The 15,804-nt window shown below is 64.9% G+C and carries 15 protein-coding genes; 5 read left to right on the top strand and 10 right to left on the bottom strand.

Annotated features, from left to right (window positions below; translation table 11 throughout):
* The 5 genes from FJ471_RS15080 to FJ471_RS15060 all read left to right on the top strand — a co-directional run.
* Positions 1 to 706, top strand: a 706-nt coding sequence (locus FJ471_RS15080; protein ID WP_140804265.1) for a substrate-binding domain-containing protein, incomplete at its 5' end; no start/stop codon positions are given.
* A 171-nt stretch (positions 707 to 877) separates the two neighbouring features.
* A complete protein-coding gene (locus tag FJ471_RS15075; RefSeq protein ID WP_210242026.1) occupies positions 878 to 1,705 on the top strand; it encodes an SDR family NAD(P)-dependent oxidoreductase in 828 nt (275 codons plus the stop codon).
* 157 nt (positions 1,706 to 1,862) lie between these two features.
* A complete protein-coding gene (locus FJ471_RS15070) occupies positions 1,863 to 2,663 on the top strand; it encodes an N-acyl homoserine lactonase family protein (RefSeq protein ID WP_140804263.1) in 801 nt (266 codons plus the stop codon).
* A gap of 56 nt (positions 2,664 to 2,719) precedes the next feature.
* Positions 2,720 to 3,640 (top strand): NAD(P)-dependent oxidoreductase, encoded by a 921-nt coding sequence (locus FJ471_RS15065; protein ID WP_140804261.1) that lies wholly within the window; start codon positions 2,720 to 2,722, stop codon positions 3,638 to 3,640.
* A gap of 20 nt (positions 3,641 to 3,660) precedes the next feature.
* The gene (locus tag FJ471_RS15060; RefSeq protein WP_140804259.1) at positions 3,661 to 5,034 is read left to right on the top strand and encodes an MmgE/PrpD family protein; all 1,374 of its coding nucleotides are present in this window, start codon (positions 3,661 to 3,663) and stop codon (positions 5,032 to 5,034) included.
* 24 nt (positions 5,035 to 5,058) lie between these two features.
* On the opposite strand, the gene FJ471_RS15055 is transcribed toward FJ471_RS15060, so the two are convergent.
* From FJ471_RS15055 to FJ471_RS15010, 10 genes are all read right to left on the bottom strand, one after another.
* Positions 5,059 to 5,988: a LysR substrate-binding domain-containing protein gene (locus FJ471_RS15055; protein WP_140804257.1), complete on the bottom strand. Its 930-nt coding sequence runs from the start codon at positions 5,986 to 5,988 to the stop codon at positions 5,059 to 5,061.
* A 51-nt stretch (positions 5,989 to 6,039) separates the two neighbouring features.
* Positions 6,040 to 6,954 carry an SMP-30/gluconolactonase/LRE family protein gene (locus FJ471_RS15050; RefSeq protein WP_140804255.1) on the bottom strand — a complete coding sequence of 305 codons (915 nt, stop codon included), beginning with the start codon at positions 6,952 to 6,954 and terminating at the stop codon, positions 6,040 to 6,042.
* 77 nt (positions 6,955 to 7,031) lie between these two features.
* The gene (locus FJ471_RS15045) at positions 7,032 to 8,531 is read right to left on the bottom strand and encodes an aldehyde dehydrogenase (protein ID WP_246684732.1); all 1,500 of its coding nucleotides are present in this window, start codon (positions 8,529 to 8,531) and stop codon (positions 7,032 to 7,034) included.
* On the bottom strand, positions 8,528 to 8,905 hold the full coding sequence (locus FJ471_RS15040) for a carboxymuconolactone decarboxylase family protein (protein WP_040985791.1): 378 nt from the start codon (positions 8,903 to 8,905) through the stop codon (positions 8,528 to 8,530). Before FJ471_RS15040 ends, FJ471_RS15045 begins: the two co-directional genes overlap by 4 nt.
* 33 nt (positions 8,906 to 8,938) lie before the next feature.
* Complete coding sequence (locus FJ471_RS15035; protein WP_140804253.1) at positions 8,939 to 9,346, bottom strand: hypothetical protein; 408 nt, start codon at positions 9,344 to 9,346, stop codon at positions 8,939 to 8,941.
* 1 nt (position 9,347) lies between these two features.
* Positions 9,348 to 11,021 (bottom strand): GMC family oxidoreductase, encoded by a 1,674-nt coding sequence (locus tag FJ471_RS15030; RefSeq protein WP_140804251.1) that lies wholly within the window; start codon positions 11,019 to 11,021, stop codon positions 9,348 to 9,350.
* A 31-nt stretch (positions 11,022 to 11,052) separates the two neighbouring features.
* Positions 11,053 to 12,021: an ABC transporter permease gene (locus tag FJ471_RS15025; RefSeq protein ID WP_140804249.1), complete on the bottom strand. Its 969-nt coding sequence runs from the start codon at positions 12,019 to 12,021 to the stop codon at positions 11,053 to 11,055.
* Entirely contained in the window at positions 12,021 to 12,974 is a 954-nt protein-coding gene (locus FJ471_RS15020) for an ABC transporter permease (protein ID WP_140804247.1), read from the bottom strand. Before FJ471_RS15020 ends, FJ471_RS15025 begins: the two co-directional genes overlap by 1 nt.
* On the bottom strand, positions 12,971 to 14,509 hold the full coding sequence (locus FJ471_RS15015; RefSeq protein ID WP_140804245.1) for a sugar ABC transporter ATP-binding protein: 1,539 nt from the start codon (positions 14,507 to 14,509) through the stop codon (positions 12,971 to 12,973). Before FJ471_RS15015 ends, FJ471_RS15020 begins: the two co-directional genes overlap by 4 nt.
* A 74-nt stretch (positions 14,510 to 14,583) precedes the next feature.
* A complete protein-coding gene (locus FJ471_RS15010) occupies positions 14,584 to 15,789 on the bottom strand; it encodes a substrate-binding domain-containing protein (RefSeq protein WP_140804243.1) in 1,206 nt (401 codons plus the stop codon).
* Positions 15,790 to 15,804: the final 15 nt, after the last annotated feature.

Genomic DNA, 15,804 nt, shown 5'->3' with positions numbered 1-15,804 from the left:
ATATGATCCCAATGAGGAAGAGGAGCTCATCACCGTTTTCCTCAGCCACCGGGTCGGCGGGCTCGTCCTGCACAGCACGGAGCATACACCCCAGGCCATCGAGAAGATCCGCAAGTCGGGCATCCCGGTTGTCGAGAACGGAAACATCCCCAAAGAACCGCTCGACATGGTCGTAAGTTATTCAAATCGCGACGCTTCTTACGCGATGACCATGCATCTCGGCAGGCTCGGCTACCGCAAGATCGCCTTCGCCAGTCTCTATTCCGTACACAATGACCGCTCCCAGGACCGCTTGAAAGGATACCTGGCGGCGCTCAAGCAATTGGGGCACGAACCCGACCCGCGCATGGTGCTGGAGACGGGACGCGGCCTTGCCGCCGGTGCGGAAGTCGTGGCGCGGGTGATGCAGAGCGTGCCGGAGGTCGACGCGCTTTTCTGCGCCGGCGAAGTTCTGGCCGCCGGCGCGCTGTTCGAGTGCCAGCGGCGCAACTGGGCAGTCCCCGGCCGCATCGCGCTCGCCAGCTTCGATGACGTCGACCTGTTGCGGCATGTCAGCCCTTCCGTCACCACCTTGCGGCTGCCACGCTACGACATCGGCGAGCGTACAGCGCGAATCCTTTTGAGCCGCATCATCGACGGCGCCGACCATTTGCGCGGCAGCGTCGTCGACCTCAAGTTCGAGGTCATCCAGCGCGAGAGCACCTGACCTGTCCCCGGGACCGGGGCATGACACCGCTTTCCGCTTTTCCATGATTGCATTTTGTTACCGGTACCAATATAAAGTCGAGACCTGCACGGCAGTCGCGTGCCTGGCGGGCTGTCGGTAGGAACGAGGGGTCTTGGCAATGCTCACAAAGTGGCGGAACAGGATTTGAGCTTGTCGAAAGAAGCCGAGGGGGCAGCGCCCTCCACCCGGGCGAAGGCGCTCAACGAATGCACCGCCTTGATCACGGGTTCTACCGCCGGTCTTGGACAGGCGATGGCGGCAAGGCTTGCCGAGTCCGGATGCAGCGTCATGCTGCACGGGCTGGAAGACGCCGAGCAGATCGAGGCGCAACGTGACGACCTTGCCCGCAAGACGGGCGCCCGCATTGCCTACCACAAGGCCGATCTGTCGACGCGGTCGGGGGTCGAAGGGCTGATCAGCACCGCGATGTCGGTGCTTGGTCCGATCGATATCCTCGTCAACAATGCGGTCGTCCGGCACTTCGCGCCGGTCATGGATTTCCCGGCCGAGCAGTGGGACCTTGCGCTGGCGGTCAACCTCTCCGCCGCTTTCCATGCCATCCGGCTTCTGCTTCCCAACATGCGCAACCGGAATTTCGGCCGGATCTTCAACATCACCTCGGTCTACGGCATGCGCGGAACGACCGACCGCGTCGGCTATGTGACGACGAAGTCTGCTATCCTCGGCTTGACCCGCGCCGTGGCGTTGGAGAACCTGGATCGCGACGTGACCTGTCACAGCCTCTGCCCAGGGTCGGTGCTGACGCCGGGCACGGAGGAACGGGTGGAGAGGCTGATGGCGGAGCGTCGCATCGACCGGACCGCGGCCGAGCGGCTCTTCCTCGAAGGCAAGCAGCCGGGCGGCAACTTCGTCTCCGCCGGGAGCATTTCGGACCTGCTCGTCTTCCTGTGCGGCCCGATCGCCCGCGACATGACCGGATCCGTGCTGCCGGTCGAAGCGGGCTGGCTGGCAAGTTGAGCCGGCGCTGAAGCAGACCGGCATCGCCAGCCGGCGATGCCCGTAGCAGTTCATCGTTCCAAGGAAACGCCGACCTGCTCTAACTATTTGTTTTACGCAATTCCATACGGAAAGCCGTTACACACTTTTCCAGGAATTGCTCTAGACGGAGCCACCCATGGACGATCTGTACGAAGTCTACGCCATCCGCTACGGCCACCACGACCGCAACGCGGCCGCGAATTTCATCGGCGGCGACCCGCATGACAGCCCGATGCCGCTCGACTACTTCGTCTGGGCGATCGTAGGCAAATCGCGCACCTTCGTGTTCGACACTGGCTTCGACGCGAAAGTCGCGGACCGGCGCCAGCGCAATCTGCTGCGACCCGTCGGCGAAGGGCTGAAGATGATCGGCATCGATCCGGACAAGGTCGAGGATGTCATCATCTCGCACATGCATTTCGACCATGCCGGCAATCACGAGCTGTTCCCGAAGGCCCGCTACCATGTCCAGGACGTGGAGATGGCCTACTGCACGGGACGCTGCATGTGCCACAACTATCTCAGGCATCCGTTCGACTATGAGGACGTGGCCAGCATGATCGGCAAGCTCTATGCCGGGCGCGTGACTTTCCACGATGGCGTCTCCGAAGTCGCCCCGAACCTCACCGTTCATCGCGTCGGCGGTCACTCGAAAGGCCTGCAGGTGATACGGGTGAAGACGCAACGCGGCTTTGTGGTGCTCGGCTCCGACGCATCGCATTTCTACGCCAATTTCGAGCAGAACCGGCCTTTCCCGGTGCTGGAGAGCGCGACCGACATGCTGGACGGCTACGCCACCATGAAGAAGCTCGCCAGCACGCCTAACCACATCATCCCGGGCCACGATCCGCTGGTGCTCGCCCGCTATCCCGCCGCGCTGGCGGGCGTGGACGACATCGTGCGCCTCGATCTCGACCCGATCCCCGGGGCGCCGTGAGCGCCTTATGATCAACGCCCTGATGGTCGAAATTTCGGGGCGTTCGTCACAATCGCATGGAGACGACAATGAACAATCTCAAGCTCGGCCTGGCTGGCGCCGGCAGGATGGGAACGCCGATGGCGAAGCGCCTGATGGCGGCCGGCTACGGCGTCAGCGTTTATGACACGAATGCCGCCGCCGTCGAGGCGTTGGCCGCTCTGGGCGCCGGCAAGGCAGCGACCCCCGCCGAGCTGGCTAAGAGCTGCGACGTGGTGTTGCTTTCGCTGCCGACGCCGGAGATCGTGCAGGCCGTTTGCCTCGGTCCTGACGGGCTCACCTCCGTCAAGGGCGCAAGCATCGTCATCGACCTATCGACCACCGGTCCGCGAACGGAGCGTCTCGTCGCGAGCGGCCTCAAGGCTGCCGGTATCGCTATGGCCGACTGCCCGGTGAGCGGCGGCGTGGGCGGCGCTGAAAAAGGAACGCTGGCGATGATGGCCGCCTGCGACGAGGCGACGATGGAAACGATCCGTCCCGTGCTCGAAACGCTCGGCAAACCGGTCCATGTCGGCCTGGAGCCGGGCATGGGCCAGATGATCAAGGTGATCAACAACCTGATGTCGGTGACGGCTTTGTCGATCGCTTCCGAAGCGCTCGTGCTCGGCACCAAGGCCGGGCTCGATCCGGACGTCATGCTCGAGGTCATCAATTCAGGCAGCGGCAGTTCCAATGCGACGCTGACGAAGATCCCGAAATTCGTCCTTACCCGCGGCTTCGATTTTGGCTTCGCCATCGGGCTGTCCGCCAAGGACATCCGCCTCTGTCTCGAAGAGAGCGACGCGCTGGGCGTGCCGATGATCGTCGGCGGCGCGGTGCGGCAGTTGCTGACCGTGGCAAAGAGCGACCTCGGCGCCGATGCGGACCTCACCGAAATCATCAAGCCGATCGAAGGTTGGGCCGGCGTGACGGTCGCCGGCAAGAAAACCCAGGCCTGATAGCAACCGGAACACACACGATGAGCGCCAATTCCCCCCAGGCGATTGCTCCGGGCCTGTCGCGCCGGCTTGCGGCGTTCGTGCGCAATTCGCAATGGAGCGACGTGCCCGAACCGGTACGCGAGCATGCGCTGCGCGCCCTCTTCAACGGCTTCGGGACCGCGCTTGGAGGTTCCTCCGACCAGGCGATCCTGCGCCTTGCAGCGAGCCTCGCGCCCTTCTCCGCCGGGGCAGCCGCGACCGTGATCGGTCAGGGTGCGCGGCAGGACGCGCCGACCGCGGCGTTCCTCAACGCGGCGTCGATGAACGTGTTCGATTTCGACGACACCCATCAGGGCACGATCATCCACCCGACCGCGCCCGTGGCGCCCGTCGTGCTGGCCCTGGTCGAAGCCCGGCCGGTCAGCGGGACCGAGCTTCTGCATGCCTTCGTTCTCGGCGTGGAAGTAACCTGCCGGATCGGCAACGCGATCTCGCCGGGTCACTACAATCGCGGCTGGCACATCACCTCGACCTGCGGGATCTTCGGCGCCGCCGCCGCCGCGGCGAAGCTTCTCGATCTCAGCGAGGAGGAAATCCTGTGGGCCTTCGGCAATGCGTCCGCCCAGGCATCGGGCCTCGTCGAGACACTGGGCTTCATGGCGAAGAGCGTCGGCGTCGGCACCGCCGCGCGCGGAGGCCTGCTAGCGGCGCTGATGGCGCAGGGCGGGGTCGAAGGACCTCCAATGCCCCTCGAAGGTCCGCGCGGCTTCCTCAAGGTGTTATGCGACGCGCCTAAGCCTGAGCTGATCGAGCGGGGACTGGGCAGCGACTGGGAAAACCTGCGCAACATGTTCAAGCCGTATCCTTGCGGCGTGGTGCTCAACCCCGTCATCGACGCTTGCCTCAAGCTGCGCCGAACGCCTGATTTCTCCGCCGCCCTTGTCAGCGACATCACGGTGCGCGGCTGCCCGCTGCTCAAGGCGCGCGCGGACAGGCCAGACGTCACCACGGGCCGGGAGGCGCAGGTCAGCGCGCAGCATGCGGTCGCCGTCGCCCTGCTGCGCGGCACGGCGGGCGCGGCCGATTTCAGCGACGCGGCAGTGAACGATCCTGATGTGAAAGCATTGCGCGCCAAGGTGCGCCCGATCGAGATAGACGAGGCCATTCCGGTCGAGGCGGCATACATTTCCGTCCACTGCAGCGACGGGTCGCGTTTCGAGACGAACGAGTTGGCCGCGACCGGAAGTCCGGCGCGGCCGATGACGGATGCCGCTCTTAGCGACAAATTCTCCGCCCTCGCCCGCTATGGCTGCCCGGCGATCGATGCCGGCGTGCTGGCCGAGAGGCTGTGGGCGCTGCGCGATGCCGGCGACGTCGGTTCGATCATGGCGCTGGCCCGGCCGGCCGCATAGCTACGGCAGCCGCTTTGCCCGACCTTAGCGATTGTGCTGCGGCGGCTTCCAGACATGGGTGGAGATGATGTCTCGCAGCTCCGTGCGCACGGCGCGGAACAGCGGACGGAACGTCGAGGACATCGGCTTCTGCGACGACGTCGCAAGGATCAGCTTGCGCGTGATCTGCGGCTCGAACGGCCAGACCTCGATGCGGCCGGCTTCGGCAAGCAGATGCACGGAAGCATAGGGCAGAACCGTATAGCCGCCGCCCTCCTCGACAAGCAGCAGCGTCGACGGCATCGCCTCCAATTCCATCTCGATGCGCGGATAGATGCCATGCTCGGCGACGATGTTGTCGATCAGCCGCCGCAGGCCATGCGGCCGGCTCGGCAGGATCATCGGCAGTTCCGCAAGCACGCCGAGGCTCACCGGGCCGCGCGGCAGCAGAGGTTCGGCCAGCGCCGGGCCGATCAGGAAAAGCTCGTCATCGGCGAGCGGCTCGGTCAGCACCGAAGGGTGGTTGGGCGAGTTGTAGAGCACCGCCGCGTCGATGCGGCCGGCTATCAGCCATTCGAGGATGTGGCCGCTGAACCCTTCGATGACCTGCAGGGCGACGTTCGGGAACTCGTTCTTGATCTTCTTGACCAGCGGCACCGTCAGCACCGTGCCGACGGAAGGCGGAACGCCGAGCACCAGCCTGCCGCGCGGCGAAGCCCGCAAGTTGGACACCGCATTCTGCGCAAGCCGCATGCGCTCGACGATTTCGTCGGCATGCGATTTCAGGAGCGCCCCGGCTTCGGTCATCACCACGCCGCGGCCGTTGCGGTGGAACAATTCGACGCCCAGTTCCTCCTCGAGCCCGCGGATATGGCGCGTGATCATCGGCTGGGTGACGTTGAGATCGAGGGCTGCCTTCGAGAAGCTGCCCGCCGAGCCGACCGCGATGAAGACCTGTAACTGCTTCGTGTCCAACTCAAACCATCCAACCCGCCGCCGGGCGGTGCTTTGCCCGAAGCTTTCGACCTACGTGCGGAACGGATATTTCAGGCCGCGCACGTTCAGGAACACGGCATAGACCGACGTCGTCGCCGTGATGAACAGCCGATTGTGCCGCGCACCGCCAAATACGACGTTCGCCACCATTTCCGGCACCAGGATCTTGCCGATCAATTCACCGGCCGGCGTGTGGCACTGGACGCCGTCCCAGGCGCTGATCCACAGGTTGCCGGCGATATCGACCCGGAACCCGTCCGGAATGCCCGGCGATATTTCGGCGAACACGCGCGAATTTACCAGCCTGTCGCCGGCAACGTCAAACGACCTGACGTGATGCGGCGCGCTGCGATCGGTCAGATAACCGGAATCGGCGATGTAGAGCGTCTTCTCGTCCGGCGAGAAGGCAAGGCCGTTGGGCATCGAGAAATCATCGGCGACGACGGTGACGCGGCCGGATTGCGGATCGATATGGTAGACGCGGCAGCCGGGCTGCTCCTGATCGGCCCGGCGTCCGACATAGTCGGAGATGATGCCGTAATTGGGATCGGTGAACCAGATGCTGCCGTCCGACTTGACCACCACGTCGTTCGGCGAATTGAGCCGCTTTCCCTCGAAGGAGTCCGCGAGCACGGTGATCGAGCCGTCCCATTCGGTGCGCACGACGCGGCGTTCGCCCTGCATGCAGGTGACGAGCCTGCCTTCGCGGTCGCGGGTGCTGCCGTTCGGATTGGCCACGTTGCCGCGGAACAGCGAAACCGCGCCGGTCTCCTCGTCCCAGCGCAGCATGCGGTCGTTGGGGATATCGCTCCAGACCAGCGTGCGCAGGTCGGCGAAATAAACCGGCCCCTCCGCCCAGCGGTTGCCGGTGTGCAGCGTTTCGAGAAAGGCGACCGGATCGATAAGGTCGCCGAAGCGCGGATCGATGATCTCATAGCAGGACATCGGCGGTCTCGCTTATAGGCGGATGGCAATGATCTGAATTGGCGAACCGGACGGTGGACCCTCCGACCCGCCAATATTCAGCGCTGGACGAACGGGGCCGGAATGGAGTTTCCGGCGTCGATCCAGACGCTCTTTTCCTGGAGATATTCGTAGATGGCGGTGCGGCCGTTTTCCCGGCCGAAGCCCGACTGCTTGTAGCCGCCAAAGGGCGAGAGATAGCTCGTCGCGCGGTACATGTTGACCCAGACGATGCCGGCTTCCAGCCGGTCCGGCAGCCGGATTCCACGCCCGATATCCTGCGTCCACAATCCGGCGGCGAGGCCGTAGATGCTGTCATTGGCGATGGCGACGGCTTCATCCTCGTCCTCGAACGGAATGATCGACAGAACCGGGCCGAAGACCTCTTCCTGGGCGATGCGCATCGACTGGCTGACATTGCCGAAGATGGTCGGCTCGACGAACCAGCCATCGGCGATCGCCTTATCCTCGGGCACCTTGCCGCCGAGAAGCTGCTGGGCGCCCTCGTCCCGGGCGATGCCGATATAGTCGAGGACCTTCTTGCGTTGCGGCTGCGTCGTGATCGGCCCGACCTGCGTGTCGGGGTCGAGCGGGTCGCCGATCCTGGCGGTTTTCGCGAACGCCACCAGCTTTTCGACCACCTGATCGTAGACGGAGCGCTGCACCAGCGCGCGCGAGCCGGCGATGCAGGTCTGGCCGGTCGCCGCGAAGATGCCCGAGACCAGCCCGGGGATCGCGGCCTCCAGCTTGGCGTCGGCGAAGACGATGTTCGCCGATTTGCCGCCAAGCTCCAGTGTCACCTTCTTCAGTCCACTGGCAGCGGCCTGGTAGACGCGCCGGCCGGTGGCGTCGCCGCCGGTGAAGGCGACTTTCGCCACCCTCGGATGCGTGACCATGCGGTCGCCGATCTCGTGGCCGAAGCCGGTTATGATGTTGACGACACCTTTCGGGAAGCCCGCCTTCTCGAACAGTCTTCCGAAGAAGAGCGCCGAGACCGACGAGAATTCCGAAGGCTTCCATACGACGGTGTTGCCAGCGGCCAGCGCCGGCGCCAGCTTCCAAGTCGCGAGCATCAGCGGCGAGTTCCATGGCGTGATCGCCGCCACGACGCCCAGAGGCTCGAGCTTGGTGTAGTTGAAGACGCCGGGCTTATCGATCGGGATGACGCGTCCCTCGATCTTGTCGGCCAGCCCGCCGAAGAAGCGGAACCATTGCGGGATGTATTTGCACTGCATCCGCATTTCGTTGATGAGCTTGCCGTTGTCCCGCGTCTCGAGGACGGCGAGGTTTTCCGCCTCCTCGGCGACGAGGTCGGCAAAACGCGCCATGATCTGGCCGCGCGCGCTGGCCGTCATCGACCGCCATTCGCCCCGGAAGGCCTGTGAAGCGGCCTCGACGGCCGCATCGACATCGGCGACGCCGGCGCGCGGAACGAGCGCCCAGGCCTTGCCGGTGAAGGGATCGAAGGACTCGAAATACTCGCCCGACGCCGCGGCGGCCCAACGGCCGCCGATTAGCATGGCAAGCTTGTCCTCGGCGAGCGGCGGACGCTGGATCATGCGCCGATTTCCTGCAGGGCCTCGCGGGCATTGCGGAAGGCGTCGACGCCAGCCGGCACGCCGGCATAGATCGCGACCTGCAGCAGCACCTCGCGGATCTCGTCCTTGGTGACGCCGTTGCGGATCGCGCCCTTGACGTGCATCTTCAATTCATGCGGCCGGTTGAGGGAAGCCAGCATGGCGAGGTTCAGCATGCTGCGCGTCTTGCGGTCGAGCGTCTCGCGGCCCCATACGGCGCCCCAGCAATATTCGGTCACCAGCTCCTGCATGGGACGATTGAAATCGTCGGCGCTGGCGAAGGATTTCTCCACGAACTCGGCGCCGAGCACCGCCTTGCGGATTTCGAAGCCCTTGTCGAACATGTCCTTACCCATGGGGTTATTCCTTTCTGGTCTGCTTGGGAGGGATCAGAGGCCGGGTGTCGGCCGGTATTTGCGACCGCGCGCCAGCACATGGCCGAGCGAGCCGTCGGTTAGGTAGATCTGGGTGGCCTTGGAATCGTACTGCACGCTTTCCTGGCCGGGATAGCCGAGCAATTCGCGCACGCGCGGGTTCATGTAGTAGGTGCAGATGGCGACCGTCGTGACGGCCGAGAAGGCGGCGCCGTCTTCCTTGTTGAGCTTCTCGAGATGCGCTTCCGCGCTCAACGCCGGATCGGCGTCGAGCCCGCGATCGAACCCCTCCTTGAGGTCGACGCGGAAATCGAGCGCCTTCTGAGCGTCGGCGAAGCTGCAGACCGAGCCGAATGCCGGCATGTCGCCATGCGCCGGAATGAGGAAATCCGCCAGGGCGAGGAAAGTCTTGTCTTTGCTCATCTCAGGCGACCTTCTGGTTGCGCCGTTCGGCGATCATGCGGCGCGTGTTGCGCAGCGCCACAGCCATGATCGTCGCGGTCGGGTTCGTCGCTCCCGAGGTCGGGAAGGTCGAGGCGTCCATGATATAGAGGTTGGGCACATCATGGCAGGCGCCCCACTGATCGACGACGGAGCGCTTCGGATCGTCACCCATGACGGTCGTGCCGATCAGGTGCCAGCCGGATTCGCGCACCGGTGTTGAAACAAGCGTCTCGATGGCGCCGGCGGCATGGACCGATTCCAGGCAGCGGTCGATGTTGAACTGAAGCAGGCGGTTCGAGTTCTCGTTGACCTTGTAGACGATCTGCGGCGCCGGCAGGCCGTCGGAATCGACAAGGTCCTTGGACAGCACCACCTGGTTGTCCTCTTCCGGCAGATCCTCACCGACGATGCCCCAGATCAGCGAATGACCGAAGCGGCGGGCGACGTTCTCGTGCAGGTTGGCGCCCCAGAAATCCTGGAAGCGTCCCTCTTCGGCGACATAGACCTTGGAGCCGATGGCGCCCGACATGCCGACCGGGCCGCCGGACGGCATGCAGTTCCATTTCGATCCGCGCACGAAGCCGCGCCGCTCGTCACTCTCGTAGAATTCGAGCGAGTAGACCTGCTGCCCGAACGGGCCGCGCCATGAGTCCAGCGGATCCTCATAGGAGGCAAGGATGCTGGCGAAGGGATGCATCATCAGCCGCTTGCCGACCATGCCGGAAGAGTTGGCAAGCCCGTCCGGGTTCTTCGCTCCGCCCGACATCAGCAGCAGCCGCGGCGTGCCGACGCCGTTGGCGCACAGGATGACGACCTTGGCGCGCTGGCGTCGGTCGCGGCCGTTGGCGTCGACATAGACGACGCCGGTGGCGAGCCCCTGCTCGTTGGTCTCGACCTCCTTGACGCGGGCGCGCGTGACGAGCCGGGCTCCGGCCTTGAGCGCAAGCGGCCAGTGCGAGCGGTCGGTGGTCGACTTCGCGCCTTCGGGGCAGCCGGTGAGGCAGGTGCCTCGCCGCACGCAGGCGTTCAACTCGCCGAATTTTTCGGACGGTATCGCGTTGCTGCCCGGCCACCAGTGCCAGCCCATGCGCTCCATGCCGAGCGCGCCGCGCAGACCGACGGAGCCCATCGGCAGCGCCGGGAAGGGATATGGTCCCCGCGGCGGAAACGCCGGGTCGCCGGCAAGGCCGGACACGCCGACCTCGCGCTCGATCTCGAGCTGGTAGGGGAGCAGATCCTCATAGGTGAAAGGCCAGTCTTCGGCCACGCCGTCGAGCGACCGGACGCGGAAATCGGAGGGCAGGAAATGCATCCACTGCGCACCGTAAAGCGTGGCGCTGCCGCCGACGCCGGCAAACATCAGCGGGTTGATATCCGTGGTCGAGGTATCGACCGGATAGTCGTTCGGGTTGTCGCGCACGTTCGGGTTGGGGTGCCACAGCTTGGTGCTGACCAGCTCATGCTCCGGCCGGGCGCCCGTGTAGTCGTTGTATTCAGGCCATTCGCCCTGCTCCAGCACGACCACCGAGAGGCCGGCACGCGCGAGATGGAGCGCTGCGACCGAGCCCGAAGGCCCGGCGCCGACGATGGCGACATCCACTTCCTCGTCGCGCCGCGCGCGGGCGCCACGTTCGCTCAGGCTCTCGACATTCATTTGATACCTCCCTCGATGGCTGGCGACCGGCTCATGCGAGCCGCGTGCGGTAGAACGCAGCCGCGCCTATGATGATGATGCCCTTGATGATGAGCTGCATCTCGATCGGAAAGCCCAGCAAAAGCACCAGATTGTTGATGACGACCAGCACCGCGACGCCAAGCAGCGCGGCAAAGATGTTGCCGCGTCCGCCAGTCAGCGCCACGCCGCCCATGACCGCCGCGACGATCGAGTCGAGCTCGTAGCCCTGGCCGACCCAGTTGGAGACCGTCCCGACATAACCGAGCAGGAACAGCCCGCCTATGCCGGCGCAGACCGAGCAGATGACATAGCAGAGGATGATGACGCGATCGGGCGCGACACCGTTAAGAAAAGCCGCCTTGGGATTGCTGCCCACCATGAATATCTCGCGCCCGAGGCGCGACCGGTGCAGCACGACGCCGAAAACGATGGCCAGCAGCGCCAGGGTGATCAGGTTGACCGGGATGCCGAGGATGCGGCCCGACGCGAGAAAGCCCATGCCCGGCGGCAGCGTGCTGATCGGCGCGCCGCCCGTATAGGCAAAGCGGACGCCCTGCAGGATGATCATCATAGCCAGCGTGGCAAGGAACGGACTGACGTTGCGCTTGGCGACCAGCCAGCCGTTGACGAGGCCGACGACGGCGGAGAAGGCGATCGCTGCCACGAAGATCAGCGGGATGGCATCGTTGGTCGTCGCCTTGAACGCGGTTGCAAGCACGGCCACCGTCGCCATCAGCGAGGCGACCGACAGGTCGAGCCCCCGCACCAGGATGACGAAGGTCTGACCGACGACCACCATGCCGAGCGGCGCCGCGATGGTGAGCACGTTGACCAGATTGGCCGGCCGCAGGAAGGTGGGCGAGAGCGCGGCCGCGACCAGCAACAGTGCGACGAAGAAGACGATCAATCCATAGCGCTCGAAAACCGACGCGGCGGACACGCTTCTGGGCCGGGGCAGCGGTGTCTCCAGCGGTGCCATCACTGCCTCCGCCTCGTGGTGTGGATGCTGACGGCGATGATGATGATCAGGCCCTGGATCACCCACTGGTAGTAGGAAGACACGTTGAGGAAGTTCAGCAAATTGTTGAGCATCGTCACCAGGAGCACGCCGAGCAGCGTGCCGAGGACGCCACCGCGCCCGCCGGCGAGAACCGTGCCGCCGACAACCACCGGCGTGATCGATTGCAGCGTCAAGGCGGCGCCGATGCGCGGATCGCCGACGCCGGTGCGGGCGGTCAGGAAGATTGCCGCGAGCCCGGCGCACAGGCCCGACAGCGCGTAGGCCATGACCACGATGCGGTTCACCGGCAGGCCATTCAGCCGCGCCGCCTCGCGGTCGCCGCCGACGAAATAGATGCTGCGGCCCGAGCGCGAGCGCTGGAGCCAAAGGCCGGCAAGGGCGAAGATCGCGACGAGGACGATCGCCGTCGCCGGGATGCCCCACAGCTTCGCGTAGGAAAAGTCGGCCAGCCCGCGCGGGACCGATCCGCCCGGCTCCTTGTTGTACATCAGCGTGCCGCCGAAGATGATCGACGACATGCCGAGCGTGACGATCAGCGGATGGACGCGCAGCACGATGGTGAGCAGGCCGTTGAGCGCGCCGATCGCCGTCGCGGCGACCAGAGCCAGCGGCAGGGCCAGCCAGAGCAGGTCCGGCCGCCATTCGAGGAAATGCGCGATGAAGACGGTCGATGCGCTGACCAGCGAGCCGACGGCAAGGTCGATGCCGCCGAGGAGCACCACGAATGTCTGGCCGAGGCTGACCATGCCCAGCACGACGAGCTGCTGGAACAGGTTGCCGAAGTTGCGCCAGGTGAGGAACCGGTCGGACAGGAAGCCGCCCGCCACGACGAGCAGGAAGAGCAACGCCACCACGATCACATAGGACAGCGAAAGCCGGTTGCGGCGGAATTCGGCGACGACGGCACTCATGCGACCTGCTCCAGCCGGGCCGCCTTGCCGTCGCGCCGCTCGATCGAACGCACGGCGAGATCCATGATCGCCTCTTCGGTGGCGGACGCGCCGTCGATCTCGCCCGCGACATGGCCCTGCGACATCACGAAGATGCGGTCCGACAGGCCGATGATCTCCGGGAGCTCGGAGCTGATCATGAGAATGCCGACCCCCTGCTCCGCCAGGTTGCGCACGATACGGTAGATCTCGACCTTGGCGCCGATGTCGACGCCGCGCGTCGGCTCGTCGAGGATGAGCAGCTTGCTGGCAATACGCGACCAGCGGCCGAACAGCACCTTCTGCTGGTTGCCGCCGGAAAGATTGCCGACCTTGACCTCCGGCGAGGGTGCTGCCACCGCGAAGTTGCGTATCTGCTCGAGCGCGATTTCGCGCTCGCCGCGCCGGTCGATCAAGCCTCGTCTGGTGACGCCGGCCAGATCGGGCGCCATGACATTGGCCGAGATGGGCAGACCGAGGAAGAGCCCCTCGTCCTTGCGGTTCTCGGTCAGGAATCCGACGCCGTTGCGGATCGCCTCGCGCGGCATGCGCCGATCGAGCCGCCTGCCCTCGAACTCGATCGTGCCGCCGTCGAGGTCGCGCGTGCCGAAGATGACCTCCGCCACTTCGGTGCGGCCCGAGCCGACCATGCCGGCAATACCGACGACCTCGCCCGGCTTGACCGCGATGCTGACATCGCGCACGCGGTGGCCGGCGCGAAGGTTGCTCACCTTCAGGATATCCGGCCCGCTGGCCGGCGCCTTGCGACGTGCAGGATAGATCTGCTCGAGGCGCCGCCCGACCATCTTGGTGATCATCTCGTCGCGCGTCAGATCGCCGACCGGGCCAGTGCCCGCCACCTGCCCGTCCTTCAGGATCGTCACGCGATCGGCGATCTCGAAGATCTCTTCCAACCGGTGCGAGACATAGACGATGCCGACGCCTTCGCGCTTCAGCCGCCGCATATTGTCGAACAGGAGATCGACCTCATGGCCGGAGATCACGGCTGTCGGCTCGTCGAGCACGAGCAGCCTCACCTCGCCGACCAGCGCCTTGGCGATCTCGACCATCTGCTGGTCGGCCAGCGGCAATTCGTCGATCTTGGCATGGGTCGAGATCTTGACGCCGAGTTGCGACAATATCTCGGCTGCCCGCGCATGGCGGGTGCGGCCGGAGATCAGGCCGAGACCGTTGCGCGGCTGCGCGTCGACCAGGATGTTCTCGGCGACCGAAAGTTCGGGAAACAGAGCGAGCTCCTGATGGATGACGTGGATGCCCGCCGCGCGCGCCTGCTTGGGCGACTGCCAGGAAACCGGCTTGCCCAGATAGGTCATGCTGCCGCCATTCGGCCTGATGGCGCCGCCCATGACGCGGATGAGGGTTGATTTTCCCGCACCGTTCTCGCCGAGAAGAGCGTGGATTTCGCCAGGACGAACGGCAAAATCCACCCGGTCCAGGGGTTTTACGCCCGGATACTCCTTCTCGATGCGACTGAGCTCGATGACGGGAGTGACCATTTATCCGATGCTCGAAATTCCGGTTACGACAGGGTGTGCGTCCGAAGGAACGCACACCCTGTCAGGCTGGGAGGCTACTTCGGATAATCGGGCTTGAACGTGCTCGGATTGTATCCGGCCGGCAAGCCGTTGCTCGGTGAAAGATCGCCCGGGTCGCTCATGCTGACATGATCGAGAAGGTGCCGGTCGCCCTTGACCGAAACCGTATCGGCTCCAGGCGAGGTCACAACGTTGAAGCTGACCTCGACCTTTTCAGGAACCGGGATGCCCTTCATGACGTCAAGCACGGTCTCGATGCCGGTGATGCCCATCGAGGTCGGATAGTCGATGCCGACCATCTTGATGTTGTGCTGGGAGGCGAGCTGATACATCAAGGCGATGTCGCCACCGGTCATCGGCGGAATTTCACCATCCTTGTAGCCGGCCGCGAGGAAGGCCTGGATGGCGCCCGAGCCCTGCAGAGCGCTGTCGGCCAGCACGCCGTTGATCTCCTTGCCGTGCTTCTGGATGAGCGCGGCCATCACCGATTTGCCGGTCGCGGGGTTCCAGTCGCAATACTGCTTCTCCAGCACCTTGATGCCGGGGAACTTGCCGAACACCTCTTCATTCGCCTTGATGCGGATTTCGGCGACGCTTGAGCCGGCGATGCCGGGCAGCATGACGATGTTGCCCTTTCCGCCGAGCGTCTCGCACATCCACAGGGCCTCCAGGCGGCCGAGCGCCCAGTCCGAGGCGGTGATGTAGGTGATGTAGTTGCTCGCCGTCTTCACCTTGCGGTCGACCATGATGACGGGAATGCCCTGCTCCATGGCGCGCCCGACGACGGAGTCCAATGCGTCTTCCGTGGCGGCGGCGATCAGCAGCACGTCGACGCCCTGGCTGATCAGGTCCTGGATGTCGGCGATCTGCTTCGAGGGATCGTCATTGGCGTCGGTCGCCAGAAGATGCGCGATCTCGTCGCGATGCTGGCCGGCGGCCCAGAACACGCCATGCTGGAACGCAACGCGCCAGGCATTCGATATCGAAGCGTTGGAGAAGCCGATCGTATAAGGCCCTGCCTTCTTCCACTTGGAGGTGTCGACCATCGAGTTGGCATTCGGATTCCAGATCCAGGTCCGTGGTACGCCGTAGTAACCCGGCTTGGTTTCCTCCGCCGCGGCGGGGGCAGTCGCGCCGAGCCCCAGGGTCGAAACGGCGCCGGCGGCCGCCAGGGCAGCAGGTGCCTTTCGGATGAAGCTCGCACGAGATATTTTTTGATCGAAGATGCTCTTTATAGTCATACTTTCCTCCTCCTT

This window comes from Mesorhizobium sp. B2-7-1 (assembly GCF_006440735.1).
Classification (GTDB): Bacteria; Pseudomonadota; Alphaproteobacteria; order Rhizobiales; family Rhizobiaceae; genus Mesorhizobium.
The sequence above is the reverse complement of the archived record's forward strand: the minus strand, read 5'-3'. Positions and strand labels throughout refer to the sequence as shown.

What these genes read in the sequence shown, in the direction of transcription:
- FJ471_RS15070 (WP_140804263.1), top strand. Translation starts at nt 1,863, where the DNA reads ATGGACGATCTGTACGAAGTCTACGCCATCCGCTACGGCCACCACGAC.
- FJ471_RS15065 (WP_140804261.1), top strand. Translation starts at nt 2,720, where the DNA reads ATGGAGACGACAATGAACAATCTCAAGCTCGGCCTGGCTGGCGCCGGC.
- FJ471_RS15060 (WP_140804259.1), top strand. Translation starts at nt 3,661, where the DNA reads ATGAGCGCCAATTCCCCCCAGGCGATTGCTCCGGGCCTGTCGCGCCGG.
- FJ471_RS15050 (WP_140804255.1), bottom strand. Translation starts at nt 6,954, where the DNA reads ATGTCCTGCTATGAGATCATCGATCCGCGCTTCGGCGACCTTATCGAT.
- FJ471_RS15045 (WP_246684732.1), bottom strand. Translation starts at nt 8,531, where the DNA reads ATGATCCAGCGTCCGCCGCTCGCCGAGGACAAGCTTGCCATGCTAATC.
- FJ471_RS15040 (WP_040985791.1), bottom strand. Translation starts at nt 8,905, where the DNA reads ATGGGTAAGGACATGTTCGACAAGGGCTTCGAAATCCGCAAGGCGGTG.
- FJ471_RS15035 (WP_140804253.1), bottom strand. Translation starts at nt 9,346, where the DNA reads ATGAGCAAAGACAAGACTTTCCTCGCCCTGGCGGATTTCCTCATTCCG.
- FJ471_RS15030 (WP_140804251.1), bottom strand. Translation starts at nt 11,021, where the DNA reads ATGAATGTCGAGAGCCTGAGCGAACGTGGCGCCCGCGCGCGGCGCGAC.
- FJ471_RS15025 (WP_140804249.1), bottom strand. Translation starts at nt 12,021, where the DNA reads ATGGCACCGCTGGAGACACCGCTGCCCCGGCCCAGAAGCGTGTCCGCC.
- FJ471_RS15020 (WP_140804247.1), bottom strand. Translation starts at nt 12,974, where the DNA reads ATGAGTGCCGTCGTCGCCGAATTCCGCCGCAACCGGCTTTCGCTGTCC.
- FJ471_RS15015 (WP_140804245.1), bottom strand. Translation starts at nt 14,509, where the DNA reads ATGGTCACTCCCGTCATCGAGCTCAGTCGCATCGAGAAGGAGTATCCG.
- FJ471_RS15010 (WP_140804243.1), bottom strand. Translation starts at nt 15,789, where the DNA reads ATGACTATAAAGAGCATCTTCGATCAAAAAATATCTCGTGCGAGCTTC.